Annotated in this window: 12 protein-coding genes; 11 read left to right on the forward strand and 1 reads right to left on the reverse strand. The window is 67.9% G+C overall.

Annotated features, from left to right (window positions below; genetic code table 11):
- Positions 1–30: 30 nt before the first annotated feature.
- Both L810_RS20195 and L810_RS20200 read left to right on the forward strand, forming a co-directional pair.
- A complete protein-coding gene (locus L810_RS20195) occupies positions 31–1,428 on the forward strand; it encodes an aspartate aminotransferase family protein (RefSeq protein WP_021160133.1) in 1,398 nt (465 codons plus the stop codon).
- Between the two features lie 36 nt (positions 1,429–1,464).
- Positions 1,465–2,904: an aldehyde dehydrogenase family protein gene (locus tag L810_RS20200; RefSeq protein WP_021160134.1), complete on the forward strand. Its 1,440-nt coding sequence runs from the start codon at positions 1,465–1,467 to the stop codon at positions 2,902–2,904.
- A 176-nt stretch (positions 2,905–3,080) separates the two neighbouring features.
- Here L810_RS20200 and L810_RS20205 read toward each other — a convergent pair whose 3' ends face one another.
- Positions 3,081–3,935: a FadR/GntR family transcriptional regulator gene (locus tag L810_RS20205; RefSeq protein WP_021160135.1), complete on the reverse strand. Its 855-nt coding sequence runs from the start codon at positions 3,933–3,935 to the stop codon at positions 3,081–3,083.
- 228 nt (positions 3,936–4,163) lie between these two features.
- On the opposite strand from L810_RS20205, the gene L810_RS20210 reads away from it, so the two are divergent.
- From L810_RS20210 to L810_RS20250, 9 genes are all read left to right on the forward strand, one after another.
- On the forward strand, positions 4,164–5,372 hold the full coding sequence (locus tag L810_RS20210; protein ID WP_021160136.1) for an ABC transporter substrate-binding protein: 1,209 nt from the start codon (positions 4,164–4,166) through the stop codon (positions 5,370–5,372).
- A gap of 69 nt (positions 5,373–5,441) precedes the next feature.
- A complete protein-coding gene (locus tag L810_RS20215; protein ID WP_021160137.1) occupies positions 5,442–6,302 on the forward strand; it encodes a branched-chain amino acid ABC transporter permease in 861 nt (286 codons plus the stop codon).
- A complete protein-coding gene (locus L810_RS20220) occupies positions 6,299–7,342 on the forward strand; it encodes a branched-chain amino acid ABC transporter permease (RefSeq protein ID WP_021160138.1) in 1,044 nt (347 codons plus the stop codon). The genes L810_RS20215 and L810_RS20220 overlap by 4 nt, the downstream gene beginning before the upstream one ends.
- Positions 7,339–8,106, forward strand: coding sequence for an ABC transporter ATP-binding protein (locus tag L810_RS20225; protein WP_021160139.1), 768 nt, complete (start codon positions 7,339–7,341; stop codon positions 8,104–8,106). The genes L810_RS20220 and L810_RS20225 overlap by 4 nt, the downstream gene beginning before the upstream one ends.
- Positions 8,103–8,804 carry an ABC transporter ATP-binding protein gene (locus tag L810_RS20230; RefSeq protein ID WP_021160140.1) on the forward strand — a complete coding sequence of 234 codons (702 nt, stop codon included), beginning with the start codon at positions 8,103–8,105 and terminating at the stop codon, positions 8,802–8,804. The genes L810_RS20225 and L810_RS20230 overlap by 4 nt, the downstream gene beginning before the upstream one ends.
- A gap of 34 nt (positions 8,805–8,838) precedes the next feature.
- Positions 8,839–10,128: a Zn-dependent hydrolase gene (locus L810_RS20235; protein WP_021160141.1), complete on the forward strand. Its 1,290-nt coding sequence runs from the start codon at positions 8,839–8,841 to the stop codon at positions 10,126–10,128.
- Positions 10,125–11,627 carry a M81 family metallopeptidase gene (locus L810_RS20240; RefSeq protein ID WP_021160142.1) on the forward strand — a complete coding sequence of 501 codons (1,503 nt, stop codon included), beginning with the start codon at positions 10,125–10,127 and terminating at the stop codon, positions 11,625–11,627. Before L810_RS20235 ends, L810_RS20240 begins: the two co-directional genes overlap by 4 nt.
- Before the next feature lie 127 nt (positions 11,628–11,754).
- Positions 11,755–12,942: a beta-propeller fold lactonase family protein gene (locus tag L810_RS20245; protein ID WP_021160143.1), complete on the forward strand. Its 1,188-nt coding sequence runs from the start codon at positions 11,755–11,757 to the stop codon at positions 12,940–12,942.
- Between the two features lie 447 nt (positions 12,943–13,389).
- Complete coding sequence (locus L810_RS20250; protein WP_021160145.1) at positions 13,390–16,074, forward strand: GH92 family glycosyl hydrolase; 2,685 nt, start codon at positions 13,390–13,392, stop codon at positions 16,072–16,074.
- Positions 16,075–16,301: the final 227 nt, after the last annotated feature.

Below are 16,301 nucleotides of genomic sequence, written 5' to 3' on the forward strand. Positions count from 1 at the left end.
GGACCTGAAACCCTGAAGGAGGAGTGAACCATGAACGCTGTTGACGTCAATCTCGACGCGGACCTGCAGGCGCTCGGCAAGCGCCACCTGCTGATGCATTTCACGCACGCCGATGCGTATCGCGACCACGCGCTGACCGTGTTCGACCGCGGCGAAGGCTGTTGGCTCGTCGACCGCCACGGCAAGCGCTACTTCGATGCGCTGGCCGGGCTGTACTGTGTGCAGGTCGGCTACAGCCACGGCGCGGAAATCGGCGACGCGATCCGCGAGCAGATGGTGCGGCTGCCGTTCGCGACCAACTGGGGTGTCGGCCACGAGCCGGCGATCACGCTCGCGCACAAGCTCGCGACGCTCGCGCCGGACGGGCTGAACCGCGTGTTCTTCACGTCGAGCGGCTCGGAGTCGAACGAAGCGGCGATCAAGCTGGTGCGCCAGTATCACCAGTCGCGCGGCGAGCCGCAGCGGCGCAAGTTCATCGCGCGGCGCGTCGCGTATCACGGCACGTCGTTCGGCGCGCTCGCGCTGAACGGGATGACGAACTTCCGCAAGCATTTCGAGCCGCTGATGTCGGGCGTGCGGCATGTCGGCAACACGAAGCGCTACGGTCGCCCGGCGGGCGAGACGGAAGCGGAGTTCACGCGCCATCTGCTCGACGAGATCGAGTCGCTGATCGTGCAGGAAGGCCCGGATACCGTCGCCGCGATCGTCGTCGAGCCGTTGCAGAACGCGGGCGGCAGCCTGACGCCGCCGGCCGGCTACACGGCCGGGCTGCGCGACATCTGCGACCGGCACGGTGTGCTGCTCGTCGCCGACGAAGTGATCTGCGGGTTCGGCCGGCTCGGCGAATATTTCGGCTCCGCGCGCTACGGGCTGAAGCCGGACGTCATCACGTTCGCGAAAGGCATCGCGTCGGGCTACGTGCCGCTCGGCGGCGTGATCGCGAGCGACGCGGTCGTGGAAACGATCCTCGACGGCCCGCAGCAGATGTTCCTGCACGGCGCGACATACGGCGGCCATCCGGTCGCGTGCACGGCCGCGCTCGCGAACCTCGCGATCATGGAGCGCGAAGGCGTGCTCGAGAACGTCCGACGCAACGAAGCGGTGTTCCGCCAGACCCTCGACGGCCTGCTCGAACTGCCGTGCGTCGGCGACGTGCGCGGCGACGGTTACCACTACTCGCTCGAACTCGTGACCGACAAGGCCGCGCGCCGCTGGGCGGCCGGCATCAGCGCGCAGGCGTTCGTGTCGACGCTGCTCGCGCCCGCGATCTTCGACGCGGGGCTGCTGTGCCGCGCGGGCGTCGATCACGAAGGCACGCCGATCGTGCAGTTCTCGCCGCCGCTCGTGATGTCGCGCGACGAAATCGTGTGGTTCGTCGCGCAGATCCGCGACATCCTCGTCGACACCTTCGCGCGCGCGACGCGCTGAGCGCGACACCGGCATTCGTCACCACAGGAGCATTCGATGCGAACGTCACAACAGTCCTATATCGACGGCCAGTGGCTCGACCCGGCCGATGCGAAGGCGATCGACGTGATCGACCCGAGCACGGCGCGGCCGTATGCGCAGCTCAGGATCGGCGGCGCGGCCGACGTCGACCGCACGGTGGGCGCGGCCCGGCGGGCCTTCGACACGTATTCGCGCTGGCCGGTGGGCGAGCGCGTCGCGCTGCTGCGGCGCGTGCTCGAGATCTACCAGCGCCGCTACGAGGAGGTCGCGCGGACGATCAGTCAGGAGATGGGCGCACCGATCGCATTCGCGCGTGCGATGCAGGCGGCGGTCGGCACCGCGCACCTCGAGCAGACGATTCGCGCGCTGCAGTCGTTCCGCTTCAGCACGCAGACCGATTCGCTGCTGGTATCGCACGAGCCGATCGGCGTGTGCGCGCTGATCACACCATGGAACTGGCCGATCAACCAGATCGTGTGCAAGGTCGCGCCGGCGCTCGCGGCCGGCTGCACGATGGTGCTCAAGCCGAGCGAGATCGCGCCGTTCAGCGCGATCCTGTTCGCGGAGATCCTGCACGAAGCGGGCGTGCCGCCGGGCGTGTTCAACCTCGTGCACGGCTACGGGCACGAAGTGGGCGACGCGCTGTCGCGGCATCCGGACGTCGACATGGTGTCGTTCACCGGTTCGACGCGCGCGGGTGTCGAGGTCGCGAAGGCGGCCGCCGATACCGTGAAGCGCGTGCACCAGGAACTCGGCAGCAAGAGCCCGAACCTGATCCTGCCCGATGCCGACATCGAGGATGCGGTCACGCGCGGTGCGCGCAGTTGCTTCAGCAACAGCGGGCAGTCGTGCAACGCGCCGACGCGGATGTTCGTGCATGTCGACCACCTTGCCGCAGCCGAGGCCGCGGCGCGCAACGAGGCGGCGCGCACCGTCGTCGGCGATCCGCGTTCGACGGAAACGGGCATCGGGCCGGTCGTCAGTCGCATGCAGTTCGACCGCATCCAGCAACTGATCCAGTGCGGGATCGACGAAGGCGCGACGCTCGTCGCCGGTGGCACCGGTCGGCCCGACGGGCTCGGCGACGGTTTCTACGTGAAGCCGACGGTGTTCTCCAACGTCACGCCGGGCATGACGATCGCGCGCGAGGAAATCTTCGGGCCGGTGCTGTCGATCCTGACCTACCGCACCGAGGACGAGGCCGTCGCGCTCGCGAACGATTCGGTCTACGGGCTTGCGGCATACGTGCAGACGAAGGACCTCGAGCGCGCGCGCCGGGTCGCGGCACGGCTGCGGGTCGGCAATGTCCACATCAACTACCCGCCATGGAACCCGGCTGCGCCGTTCGGCGGCTACAAGCGCTCGGGCAACGGACGCGAGTATGCGGAGTTCGGCCTCGTCGAATATCTGGAGACGAAGGGCACGACGGGGTACACGGAAGGCGGCGTGCGCTGACGATCCCGATCGCCCGGGTACACCACGAGACGAATACGTTCCGGCCGGTGCCGACGCCGCTCTCGGCGTTCGGCCGCAACGGTGCGCAACGGTGCGTCATCGGCATTCGCGGCGCGGTAGGGGTATTCAGGCCGCCGCGAAGCAGTTGGCCGTGAATCGACCGCGCCGGCCGACGCTCAGTCCTCTTCGGGATCCGTTGCGGCCGCATCGGGTCCCGCAATGTGAGCGGCAGCCCGCCTGCGGATCTCGGAGTCGAGGATCAGGCGCCCACGCAGCTTGCCTTTCATCCGCTTCACATGCTTGGGGGCCTCGGTCATGTGCTCGACCATCAGCGCACGCACGCGCTCGGCATCGCGCTCGCGAGCGGCCTGCAGGATCGCCTTGTGGATCGACACGTTCGCTTCGCCGAACCGCTTGTGCTCGACGAGCGGCGTGTCGTTCCGGAACTCGATCAACTGCCGGATCATCTCGTTGATCAGCTCGCAGCTGAAGCGCAGGAACGGGTTCGGGTTCGCGGCCGCGAGGATGTCGTGGAACGTCGTGTCCTCCTGCCGCTGGCGCAGCATGTGGCCGCGGTCGTGTACGCCCGACGCGCCGTCGCAGCACGCGATGTTCGCCTCCAGCGCCGCGAAGTCGCGCTCGGTCAGGTGCGGCACGGCGCCCGCCGCCAGCTCGGGTTCGAGCAGTTGGCGCACAGTATAGATGTCGTCGATCGTCACGTCCTTGAAGAACAGGTAGTTCTGCAGCAGCTGCAGCGTGCGGTCGAGCGGCACCTCGACGACCATCCCGCCGCCCGTCGGCCCCGTCGTGACCTTGATGAGCCCCTGCACCTCGAGCGACTTCAGCGCCTCGCGGATCGTGCTCTTGCTCACCGCATAGAGCTGCTGCAGCTCGGCTTCACGCGGGAGGCGGTCGCCCGGCTTCAGGTCCTTCTCGGTGATCAGCCGCTTGATCTCCTCGGCGACGAGGTCGGCCCGCTTCGGCTGCTTGATTTCGACTGCGAGGCCCGCCCTGGCTCGGTCCATGACCATCTTCACGACTCCTTTGTCTGACTGCGCGCCGCGTCATCGTCGACGATCCGTTCCGGCGCGAGTACGGAATTTTGCCTGATTGACACTAATTTTGATCAACTCTAGCATCAGGTTCATTCTATTTATCATGATAAATAGGATCAACCGGCGGCGCGCATCCTGCAGGGCGTGGGCACGGTTTGGCAGTCGGTCGCATCGCGTGTGTCCCCCTTTATCAGGAGCGTCAACTTGAATCGCCGAGAACTGTTGAAACTGGCCGCGCTGTCGGCCGTGCCGGGTGCGCTCGGCAGCATGTCGTCCCGTGTCGCGTTCGCGCAGGGTTCGCCCATCCAGCTGGCGTGCCCGGTGCCGATGTCGGGGCCGTTCGCCGCCAACGGCAAGTACGCCGATCTCGGCATGCAGCTCGTCGTCAAGCAGTACGGCAAGGTGCTCGGTTCGCCGCTTGCCTATACGGCGCTCGACACAGAGGGCAAGCCCGCGACCGCCGTGCGGCGTGTGCAGGAGATCGCGCAGCAGAAGGGCGCGCGTTTTTTTGCGGGTGGTATTTTGTCGTCCGAATCGTTGGCGATGGGCAAGGAAGTGCAGAAGGCGGGCGGCGTGTTCATCACGACGGCCGGCGCGGACGAGCTGACCGGCAAGGACTGCAACGACGCGACGTTCCGCTGGTCGGTGCCGACCTTCGGCGCGATCGAGCAGACGGTGCGCCCGTTGATCCAGATGCTGCCGAAGGCGAAGCGCTGGTACACGATCACGCCGCAATACGTGTTCGGCGACGGCCTGCTGTCGGCCGCGAAAGCGATCTTCAAGGAGAAGGGCATCGAGCATGTGGGCAACAGCTACCACTCGCTCGCCGAGAAGGAGTTCAGCGGCTACCTGACGAACGCGGCGGCCGCGCAGCCGGACGTGCTGCTGATCCTGAACTTCGGCTCGCAATCATCCGACACGTTGCGCCAGGCCGTCAGCTTCGGGATGAAGCGCAACTGCACGATCCTGCTCGCGTGGGCATCGGGCCTGGAACAGTTCGAGGCGCTCGGGCCGGACATCTGCGATGGCGTGTATTTCGGCGCGCAGTACTGGCACGGGATCGATTCGCCGCTGAACCGCGACCTCGTGAAACGCACGAACGCCGCATTCAAAGCCAACCCGAACTACAGCCTTGCGGGTTCGTACATCTGCTCGAAGATCCTGATCGACGCGATGGTGAAGGCCGGCAGCGTCGATCCGAAGAAGGTGATCGCAGCGATGGAGGGCATGAAGTACGACGGCCTCACCGGTCCGGAAGAAATCCGCAAGGGTGACCACCAGGTGATGAAGAACTATTACCTGCTGAAGGGCAAGCCGAAGAACCGGATGAAGAATGCCGACGATTACGCCGACATCGTCAGCTCGGGCCAGTCGTTCCTGCCGGTCGACAAGACCGGCTGCAAGCTGGCTTGACACCTTGCGCGCGTCCGCGTGCGCCGTGCGCCGCGGACGTCCATTTCCTTCCTTTCTGACACGGAAGCCATGAACGTCTATCTGCTGCAGATCGTCAACGGCATCGGCGTGGGCATGTTGTATTTCCTGCTCGCCGTCGGCCTGTCGATCGTGTTCGGCCTGCTGCGCTTCGTGAATTTCGCTCACGGCGCGTTCTACCTGCTCGGCGCGTATCTCTGCTACCAGGCGCTGCAATGGTCGGCGAGTTTCTGGGTCGCGCTCGCGGTCGTGCCGATCGTCGTCGGCGCGTTCGCGTGGATCGTCGAGAAGCTCGTGCTGCGTCACGTGTATGCACAACAGCACGAATTCCACATCCTCGCGACCGTCGGGCTCGCGCTCGTGCTGCAGGAGTGCGCGATCCTCGCATGGGGCCCGCTCGGCGACAACGTGCCGCCGCCCGACGTGCTGAACGGCGTCGTGATCTGGGGCGGCTTCGTCTACCCGAAATACCGGCTGTTCGTGATCGGGTTCACGGCCGTGCTCGCCGCGTTGCTGTGGTGGGTGCTCGAAGGCACGCGGCTCGGCAGTACGGTGCGCGCGGGCAGCGAATCGACGGAGATGGTGTCGCTGCTCGGCATCAACGTGACGCGCGTGTTCAGCCTCGTGTTCGCGCTCGGCGCGGCGACGGCGGCGCTCGCGGGCGTGCTCGCTGCACCGATTCGCGGCGTCGATCCGTTCATGGGCATCGAGGCGCTCGGCGTCGCGTTCGTCGTGGTGGTCGTCGGCGGGATGGGGAATTTTCTCGGGGCGCTGGTCGGCGGGTTGCTGGTCGGTATCGTGCAGAGCCTGATGAGCACGCTGTGGCCGGAAGGCGCACGGCTGATGATCTATGTCGCGATGGCGGCCGTGCTGCTGTTGCGTCCGAACGGGTTGCTGGGGAGGGCCGCATGATCGAATCGTCGAAACCGCTGCCGTCGGGAGCGGCAGTCTCGCAGCGCGTGCCTGCATGGCGCTCTGCGTTGCAACGCCCGGAGGGCTGGCTCGCGGTGGCCGTCGTGTGCGTGCTGCCGGTCGCGCTGAGCTCGGGCTCGCTCGCGACCGAAGTGCTCGTGTTCGCGCTCGCCGCGCTCGGCTGCAACCTGCTGCTGGGCTATACGGGGCTGTTGTCATTCGGACAGGGCATCTTCTTCGGGCTCGGCAGCTACGCGGCGGGGCTGGTGCTGACGCACGGCGTCGCATCGGTGACCGCTGCGCTCGCTGCAGCCACCGTGCTCGGAGCCGTCGCGGCGGCGCTCGTCGGCTGGTTCTCGATCCGGCAGCGTGGCACCTACTTCGTGATGCTGACGCTCGCGTTCGGGCAGCTGTTCTACTTTCTCGCCTACACGACGCCGGACGTCACGGGCGGCGACAACGGGCTGCTCGACATCCCGCGTCCCGCGCTCGCCGCGTTCGGGCATCCGCTCGTTTCACTCGATTCGCCGTGGCGCTACTACGGCTTCGTCGCGGTGCTGTTTGTCGCGGTGTTCTGGCTGCTGTTGCGCGTGTCGCGCTCCGTGTTCGGTCGCACGCTGCTCGCGATCCGCGACAACGAGGCGCGCGCGGCGGCGGCCGGCTACGACGTGAAGCGCTTCAAGCTTGCGGCGTTCGTGCTTTCGGGGGCGGTCACGGGTTTCGCGGGTGCGCTGCACGCGTTGATGACGGGCATCGCGCCGCTGTCGAACATCGACTATCACACGAGCGAGATGATCCTCGTGATGACGGTGATCGGCGGAACCGGCAACCTGTTCGCGTCGGTGCTCGGCGCGGCATTCTACGTGCTGTTCGCGGACTGGCTGTCGACGCTGTGGCCGCGCTGGCTGCTGCTGCTCGGCCTCGTGCTGATCGCGGTCAGCCTGTTCATGCAGCGCGGGTTGTGGGGATTGGGTGAACGCGTCGTGGCGTCGCTGCGGCGCGGCGGACGCACGGCGGAGACGGCCGAGGAGCGGCAATGAGCGAAGCGATTCTCGAAGCGCGCGGCATCGTCAAGCGCTACGGCAAGTTCACGGCGCTGGGCGGCGTCGATCTGCGGATCATGCCGCGCACCGTGCATTCGGTGATCGGGCCGAACGGCGCCGGCAAGACGACACTGTTCCATACGTTGACGGGCACGCTGCCGATCACGTCGGGCTCGATCCTGTTCGACGGTCACGACGTGTCGCGCGAACCCGATCACAAGCGCGTGCGGCGCGGCATCGCGCGCTCGTTCCAGGTGACGAGCCTGTTTCCGAACCTGAGCGTGCGCGAGAACCTGCGCGTTGCCGCGCAGGGCGTCGAATCGCGGCGCGCGCTGAATCCGTGGGCGCCGCCGCGCGGTGCGCTTGCGCACGACGGCATCGTCGACGACGTGCTCGAGCGGCTCGGCCTGCAGCGCTTCGCCGACACGGCGGCCGGCGTGCTGTCGCACGGCCAGCAGCGCCGGCTCGAGGTCGGGATGGCGCTGGCGGCGCGACCGCGCGCGATCTTTCTCGACGAGCCGACGTCGGGCATGGGGATCGACGATCTCGACGACATGAAGGCACTGATCCGCGGCCTGCGCGACGACTACACGGTCGTGCTGATCGAACACAACATGGGCATCGTGATGGACATCTCGGACACGATTACGGTGATGCAGCAGGGCCGCGTGCTGGTCGAAGGCAAGCCGGATGCGATTCGCGGCGACGAGCGCGTGCGCAGCGCGTATCTCGGCAACATGATCACGGGAGGCCGCGCATGATGCTCGACGTGAAGGAGGTTCATGCGTACTACGGCAAGAGTCACGTGCTGCAGGGCATTTCGCTGAACGTGAACGAAGGCGAGACGGTGACGCTGCTCGGCCGCAACGGCGCGGGCAAGTCGACCACGCTCAAGACGATCGCGGGCGTCGTCGCGCCGACCGGCGGCACCGTGACGTTCGCGGGCCGGCCGATCGCCGGGCAGCCCGCGCACCGGATCGCCGCGTGCGGCCTGTGTTTCGTGCCCGAGCATCGCGGGATTTTCCGGCTGCTGTCGGTCGAGGAAAACCTGCGGCTCGGCGCGCGCCGCGATTCGCCGTGGCAGCTTGACGACATCTACCGGATCTTTCCGCGCCTGAAGGAGCGCCGCCGCAACGGCGGTGCGCAGCTGTCGGGCGGCGAGCAGCAGATGCTCGCGATCGGCCGCGCGCTGATGAACCACCCGCGGCTGCTGATGCTCGACGAGCCGGTCGAGGGGTTGGCGCCGGTGATCGTCGAGGAGATCGTCGAGCAGTTGAAGCGGATCAAGGCGGCCGGCGTCGCGATCCTGCTCGTCGAGCAGAACCTCGAAGTGTGCACGCAACTCGCGGACCGCCACTTCGTGATCGAACAGGGCGTGATCGTCTATGAAGGCAGCAACGCGGCGTTCGCGGCCGATCACGAGGTGAAGGACCGTTACCTGGGCGTCGGCGTCGCGTAAGCGTCGCGCTCTTTCATTGCGAGGAAATCCATCGATGCAAGTTCAGGATTCGACACCGGGCGCCGCGGCGTCCGGCTTGCGCGTCGACGGCGCGCGGCTGTGGGACAGCCTGATGCGTCTCGCGCGGATCGGCGCGACCGACAAGGGCGGCGTATGCCGCCTCGCGCTCACCGAACTCGATCGCGAGGCGCGCGACCTGTTTGTCGCGTGGGCGAAGGAAACCGGCTGCACGGTGCGCGTCGATGCGATCGGCAACATCTTCGCGCGGCGGGCCGGCGAACGCGACGACCTGCCGCCCGTGACGACGGGCAGCCATATCGACACGCAGCCGACCGGCGGCAAGTTCGACGGCAACTACGGCGTGCTCGCGGGCCTCGAAGTGCTGCGCACGCTCGACGACGCGGGCGTGCGCACGCCCGCGCCGCTCGAGGTCGCCGTCTGGACCAACGAGGAAGGCTCGCGCTTCGTGCCCGTGATGATGGGCTCCGGCGTGTTCGCGGGCGCGTTCACGCTCGACCATGCGCTCGCGCAAAGCGATCGCGACGGCGTGTCGGTGCGCGACGCACTTGCCGCGATCGGGTATGCGGGCCATGCGGACGGCGGGCACGGCGCGCATCCGGTCGGCGCGTATTTCGAAGCGCATATCGAGCAGGGGCCGGTGCTGGAGGCGCACGACACGACGATCGGCGTGGTCGAGGGCGCACTCGGGCAGCGCTGGTACGACGTGACCGTGCACGGCATGGAGGCGCACGCGGGCCCGACGCCGATGGCGTTGCGACGCGACGCGCTGCTGGTCGCGGCCGATCTGGTGCGCGCGGTGAACGCCATTGCGCTCGCGCATCCGCCGCACGGACGCGGCACGGTCGGCTGGGTCGACGTGCACCCGAATTCGCGCAACGTGATTCCGGGCCGCGTGACGCTGACCGTCGACCTGCGCGCGGCTGACGACGCGACGCTGACGGCGATGGATGCGCAACTGCGCGCGGCGTGCGCCGACCTGGGCGCAGCGGCCGACATGCGGATCGACGTCGAGCAGGTCGTGTATTTTCCGCCGCAGCCGTTCGATGCGACGCTGGTCGAGCAGGTTCGCGCCGGCGCGAACGCGCTCGGGCTGTCGTCGATGAACGTGATCAGCGGCGCGGGCCACGACGCTGTATATCTCGCGCGCGTTGCGCCGACCGCGATGATCTTCGTGCCGTGCAAGGACGGGATCAGCCACAACGAGATCGAGGACGCCGATCCGGTGCATCTGGAAGCCGGCTGCAACGTGCTGCTGCAGGCGATGCTGGGCGCGGCCGGGATCGCGAAGGGCAGTACACGATGAAGATCCTGATCGCCCGGATGAACCACGAGACGAACACGTTCTCGCCGGTGCCGACGCCGCTCGCCGCGTTCGGCCGCAACGGCCCCGACTGGGGCGACGATGCGTATCGCGCGAATCGCGGGATGCGCACCGCGATGGCCGCGTTCCTCGACGCGGCCGAGCGTGAAGGTGCCGGGATCGTCACGCCCGTATCGGCGGCCGCGAACCCGAGCGGGCCGGTTGCGGCCGACGCGTATGCGGCGATCTGCGACGCGATCGTCGCGGCGGCGCCGGGTTGCGATGCCGTGATGCTCGACCTGCACGGCGCGATGGTCGCCGAGCAGAGCGCGGACGGCGAGGGCGACCTGCTCGAACGCGTGCGCGCGGCGCTGCCCGATGCGCCGATCGCGGTCGCGCTCGACCTGCACGCGAACGTCACGCAGAAGATGATCGATCACGCGGACGTGATCGTCAGTTTCAAGACTTATCCGCACGTCGACATGTACGAGACCGGCGAGCATGCGGCGCGGTTGCTATTCGACCGGCTTCACGGTCGCGCGCGGCCCGTGCTCGCGTGGCGGCAGCCGCCGCTGATGACGTCGACGCTGCGCAGCGCGAGCGCGGAAGGCGCGATGAAGCGCGCGGTGGAGGCCGCGCGCGCGGCCGAGGCCGACGGGATGCTCGCGGTATCGGTGCTGCCGGGTTTCTCGCTCGCGGACATTCCCGCGCCGTGCATCAGTGTCGTGGTGGTGGCCGACGGCGACCGCGCCGCGGCCGACGCGGCGGCCGAGCGCATCGCGCGGCAGATCTGGGACGCGCGCGACGAATTCGTCTATCGCAGCGCGTCGCTCGCCGAATCGGTCGCGCAGGCGGCAGCGCTCGCGCGCGACGCGGATCGCCCCGTGCTGATGCTCGATCACGGCGACAACTGCATGTCGGGTGGCCCATGCGACACGATGGACCTGCTCGAAGCCGCGCTCGCGCAGGGCCTCGACGGCATCGTCAGCGGGCCGCTGTGCGACCCGCAGGCCGTTGCGGCGCTGATCGACGCGGGAGTCGGCGCGACCGTGACGGTGTCGGTCGGCAACCGCCTGCCGTCGCACGGCGGCGTGCGGCGCGAGCCGTTTCGCGCGACCGGCATCGTGCGTGCGCTCACCGACGGCGAATACGTGATCACGGGGCCGACTTACACGGGCCAGCGCGCCTATATGGGCCGCACGGCCGTGCTCGATATCGGCGCGGCCACGCTCGTCATCACCGAGCGTACGCAGGAACCGTGGGACCTCGGCGTGTTCGAGAGCGTCGGCGTCGATCCGCGCCGCGCACGCTTCCTGCTGCTGAAATCGCGGATGTATTGCCGGCCGGTGTTCGTGCCGATCGCGGCCGCGCTGGTCGAGTGCGACAGCCGCGGCGTGACGAGCTCGGACTACGGGCTGTTTCACTACGAGCGGCTGGCGCGGCCGGTGTATCCGCTCGATGACGTCGGCGAGTGGCCGTCCGGCGCGCGACGGACGGGTTGACCGAAACGAACCGGGTGCGGGACGCCGGATCCGGCGGCTTTCGGGCATCATGCGGTGGTTTCGACCCGTCGAGCAGCAGGGTCGAGCCAACCATTGCATCCGCAACCGATCCGGAGAACCGACCGCCATGCATTCGAATCCTTTCCGCCCGCGCAGCGCGCGCCTGCTCGCCGCGCTGACGCTCGCCACGACGGCCGTTGCCGCGCACGCCGCCGACTGGATCGTGTCCGGCAACGACGGCAAGTACCAGCGCGTCGAGGGCCGCGACACCTATCTCGCGTCGCCGCCCGCCGACACGCTGACGCTGCTCGACGCCAGCGCGTTCCCGCCGAAGGTCGCGCGGCAGGTCGACGTCGAGAACGGCATCCAGGGGCCGCCGCAGGCCGTCGCGATCACGCCCGACGCGAAGCTCGCGCTTGTCGGCGCGCCGACGCGCTACGACACGGCCGCGAAGCAGCTCGTGTTCGACACGTTCCTGCAGGTCGTGAATCTCGACGCCGCGCCGCCGTCGGTCACGCGCATCGAGCTCGGCACGCATCCGCAGGGGATCGCGATCGACCGCTCGGGCAAGCTCGCGCTCGTCGCGAACGTCGACGGCAGCGTGTCGATCCTTCGCATCGACGGCACGCAGGTGACGCTCGACGGCAGCCTGAAGATCGGCAAGAAGCGGCTGGCCGGGATCAGCTTCACGCACGACGGCAAGCATGCGCTCGTGTCGCTGCGCGACGAGCAGGGCATCGCGGTGCTGAACGTCGACGACGGCAAGGTGACCGACAGCGGGTCGCGCCTGAGCACAGGCGTCGCGCCTTACACGATCGACGTGTCGAGCGACAACCGCTGGGCCGTCGTCAGCAACGTGGGGCTGGCCGGGCTGCCGGGTTATACGGGCACGCTCGCGGGCGATGCCGATTCGGTCGCGCTGATCGACGTGTCGCGCGTGCCGTTCCGCACGGTCCAGTACCTGACGGTGCCGTCGCTGCCGGAAGGTGTCGCGATTTCGCCGGACGGGAAGTGGATCGCCGTGCAGGCGATGGACGGTTCGAACCTGACGGCCGACAATCCGGGCCGCCACAAGATCGGCAAGGTGCTGCTGTTCGAAATCCGTAACGGGCAGGCCGTGAAGGTGAGCGAGGTGCCCGGCGGCGAAGCCGCGCAAGGCGTCGTGTTCACCGCGGACAGCCGGCACGTGATCGTGCAGTTCAACGTCGAGCGGCAACTGGCGTTCTATGCGGTGGAAGGCGGCAAGCTGCGCGATACGGGCAAGCGGATCGCGCTGACGGGCGGGCCGTCGTCGTTGCGGACGTTGCCGCGCTGACGCGCACGGCATCCGTTCGTCCAGTTCTCCACGTTCATGCGGCGCCCGGGTTCGCCGGGCGCCTGTCAATGCACCTCCCGGTGCGCCGCCGTTGCAACGCAACAAATGGCGGAGATGCGTATCCCGATCTGCTTAACGCCCGATTGTTTAGTTAAACAAACTGAAAATTCGGGAAACTTCTCGTGGTGAATAAACAGTTGCTGTTGCACTGTAAGCCACTGGGAAGGATGTAACGTTCCCGGAAACAGGGCGGCGGAAGCGATGGTTGCGGCGGCAATGATCGTCGCGGGGTATTCGCATGTAACGAGCCGGCGTGACGTCGCCTGGAGGCAAGTCGGCGTCACGCCGCGCGGCATCGATGTGCCGCGCAGGGCCGCAAGCCGCGCGGCGTGCCGGATGATCGCGGCGCCGGAACAATCGTTTTGATTAACGGTACTAAACGAAAAAATGAGACATCCACGACTCTTGCTCGTCGCCGCGCTGACTTGCGCGGCGCTTGCCGCGTGCGGCGGCGACGACGTGAACAGCGTTCAGACGGCCAGTAACGGCGCGGGAGACACGCCGTCGGCCGTGCCGCCGTCCCCGGAACCGTCCCGGCCGTCGCAGCCCGATCAGCCGGCGCCGCCCAGGCGCACCAACATGCAGCTGACCCGGTTCGTCAACCCGCTCATCGGCACGCAGGTCAACTCGGACTCGGGTTACGCGGGCAACGTGAGCCCGGGCGCGATGGTGCCGTTCGGGATGGTGAATTTCGGGCCCAACACGCCGCGCTACGACTTCAACGGCTCGGGCGGCTACCTGTCGACGGGCGGGGCGGGCGGCACGATCGACTTCTTCAGCGTGACCCACCTGAGCGGTGTCGGGTGCCCGGGGCAGGGCACGGTCGCGATGCTGCCGTCCGATGCGGCGAAGGCGATCGCGTCGGGAGGCCAGCCGACCGGAATCGGGTACAGCTATGCGGATGAAACGGCCGAACCCGGGTACTACAAGGTCCGCCTCGCGAACGGCATCGTCACGGAGCTGAGCGCGACGGCGCGTTCCGGCATCGCGCGCTTCACGTACACGGACAAGGACAAGGGTTTCTTCTCGATCGACGCGAAGCTGAACGGCAACAGCGATTCGGGCAGCACGAAGGTCACCGCCAGCAACGTCGCGCTGGCGCTCGCGAGCGACGGCAGGTCGATGAGCGGGCAGGCCGTCGCGCCGGCGTTCTGCACGCCGTACGGCACGGTGTGGAACGCGCCCGTGTATTTCTACGCGACCTTCGACAAGCCGCTGCGCAAGCAGGCGGGCACGTCGGCGGTGAATACCGTCAGCAACGGCGCGGCGACGTTGCAATTCGACCTGACCGACGCGGACCGCACCGTCACCGTGAAGGTCGGGGTCTCGTCCGTCAGCATCCAGAATGCGCAGGCCAACCTGAAAGCCGAAGGCGAAAAGCTCGCGTTCGACGACGCGCGCAACAACGCGTCCGGCTTGTGGAACGACCGGCTCAACACGATCCAGATCGACCAGGCCGCCGCGCCCGCATCGCTGAACGCGACGCAGAAGGCGAACCTGACGAAGTTCTACACCGCGCTCTATCGCGTGTTCGGCACGCCGACGCTCTACAGCGACACGAACGGCGAATTCCGCAGCATGCGCCAGCCGAGGAACGCGAGCGGCGGCTATCCGGCGTCGGTCGACCAGACCGGCACCGTTCCGCAGCGCGCGACGGCAAAGGTCGGCGACTACGCATTCCGGCGCACGGACGGATCGCAGGGCGGCGCGGGCAACCACTACACGGGCTTCTCGCTGTGGGATACGTACCGGTCGCAGACGCAGTTGCTGGCGCTGCTCGCGCCAAAGGAAACGAGCGACATGATGCAGTCGCTCGTGGTCGACGGGCTTCAGTGCGGCGCGTTCCCGCACTGGGTCGACGGCAGCGACGATTCGACGCCGATGGCCGGCGACAACGCGCTGAACGTGATCGCCGGCGCGTACAAGTTCGGCGCGACCGATTTCGATCTGGTGTCGGCGGCGCGGCTGACGAAGCAGTCGGTGTTCGATCCGTCGAGCGCATGCAACGACCGCACGAGCGCCGCGGGGCTCGCCAACTTCCTGACGGCCCACTACCTGTCGCAGGGCGACGACGGTCACTCGTCCTCGGCCACCATCGAGCGCGTGCTGAGCGATCGTTCCGCGGCCGCGTTTTTGCAGGCATTGCCCGCCAGCGTGCTGAACGCGCCGTCGGTCGGCGTGACGCCCGACAACATCGGCACGCTGTACACGCGGGCCGGGTGGTGGCGCAACATCTTCGACTACACGAACAAGGTGATCGCCGCGCGCAATGCGCCGCCGGCCGGCTCGGCGCCGGGCACGCTGGGGACGCTCGTGCAGGGTTCGTTCCATGAATCGACCGAGCCGAACTACTTCTGGACCTTCGCGCAGGACTGGAGCGCGCTGATCGACGCGATCGGCGGCAAGCAGGCGGCCGTCGCGCGGCTGAACACGCTGTTTGCGGTCACGACGCCGTTCTCGACCGTGCCGGCCTCCGGCGACCTGAACGGCGGCGAATCGTCCACCGGCCTGTACATCGGCAACGAACCGTCGTTCCAGTCGCCGTGGGGCTACAACTGGGCCGGGCAGCCGAGCGGTGCGCAGTACATCCTGCCGATCATCATGTCGAAGGCGTTCACGACCGCGCGCGACGGGTTGCCGGGCAACGACGACATGGGGGCGACGTCGAGCTGGTACGTGTGGGCGGCACTCGGCATGTTCCCGGTGATTCCGTCGGAAGCGGGGCTCGCGCTGTCCACGCCGCAGTTCAGCGGGATCACCGTCTGGTTCGGCAACGGCAAGACGCTGCGGCTCGAAAGCGACAAGCAGGTGGCGATGGACGGTGCGGGGCACCCGTCGTTTGCGTATATCCAGTCGCTGAAGGTGAACGGCGCGGACTACGCGGGCTCATGGCTGCCGCTGGGCAAGATCGCGAATGGCGGCACGATGAGCTACACGCTGTCGGCGGCGCCGACGCAATGGGCAGCCGCCGACAACCTGACGCCGCCGTCCGGGCCGAACGCGGACTATACGCAGATGACGGCCGGCAGTCCGTCGACGGTGATGCGCATGCACCGGGCCGGCGCGCAGTGAACGTGATCGGCGCGCGTATGGTCTCGCACCGCACGCGTGCCCGCGACGATGGCGGCATCATCCGGGAGACAACCACATGACGTCGAAAGAACGCCGGAAATTCCTGTCGTATGGCGCCGCACTGGTCGGCACGGGCTGGCTCGCCGGCTGCGGTGGCGACATGGATGCGCCCGCCGGCGCGTCCGGCACGCCCGGCACCGACGGCCCCGCGACGGTCGCGCCCGTCG

The sequence above is a fragment of the Burkholderia sp. AU4i genome (assembly GCF_000466765.1).
Lineage (GTDB): Bacteria > Pseudomonadota > Gammaproteobacteria > Burkholderiales > Burkholderiaceae > Burkholderia > Burkholderia cepacia.

Coding starts and splice junctions, on each gene's coding strand:
- L810_RS20225 (WP_021160139.1), top strand. CDS start 7,339: ATGAGCGAAGCGATTCTCGAAGCGCGCGGCATCGTCAAGCGCTACGGC.
- L810_RS20205 (WP_021160135.1), bottom strand. CDS start 3,935: ATGGTCATGGACCGAGCCAGGGCGGGCCTCGCAGTCGAAATCAAGCAG.
- L810_RS20230 (WP_021160140.1), top strand. CDS start 8,103: ATGATGCTCGACGTGAAGGAGGTTCATGCGTACTACGGCAAGAGTCAC.
- L810_RS20220 (WP_021160138.1), top strand. CDS start 6,299: ATGATCGAATCGTCGAAACCGCTGCCGTCGGGAGCGGCAGTCTCGCAG.
- L810_RS20240 (WP_021160142.1), top strand. CDS start 10,125: ATGAAGATCCTGATCGCCCGGATGAACCACGAGACGAACACGTTCTCG.
- L810_RS20235 (WP_021160141.1), top strand. CDS start 8,839: ATGCAAGTTCAGGATTCGACACCGGGCGCCGCGGCGTCCGGCTTGCGC.
- L810_RS20195 (WP_021160133.1), top strand. CDS start 31: ATGAACGCTGTTGACGTCAATCTCGACGCGGACCTGCAGGCGCTCGGC.
- L810_RS20200 (WP_021160134.1), top strand. CDS start 1,465: ATGCGAACGTCACAACAGTCCTATATCGACGGCCAGTGGCTCGACCCG.
- L810_RS20250 (WP_021160145.1), top strand. CDS start 13,390: ATGAGACATCCACGACTCTTGCTCGTCGCCGCGCTGACTTGCGCGGCG.
- L810_RS20215 (WP_021160137.1), top strand. CDS start 5,442: ATGAACGTCTATCTGCTGCAGATCGTCAACGGCATCGGCGTGGGCATG.
- L810_RS20245 (WP_021160143.1), top strand. CDS start 11,755: ATGCATTCGAATCCTTTCCGCCCGCGCAGCGCGCGCCTGCTCGCCGCG.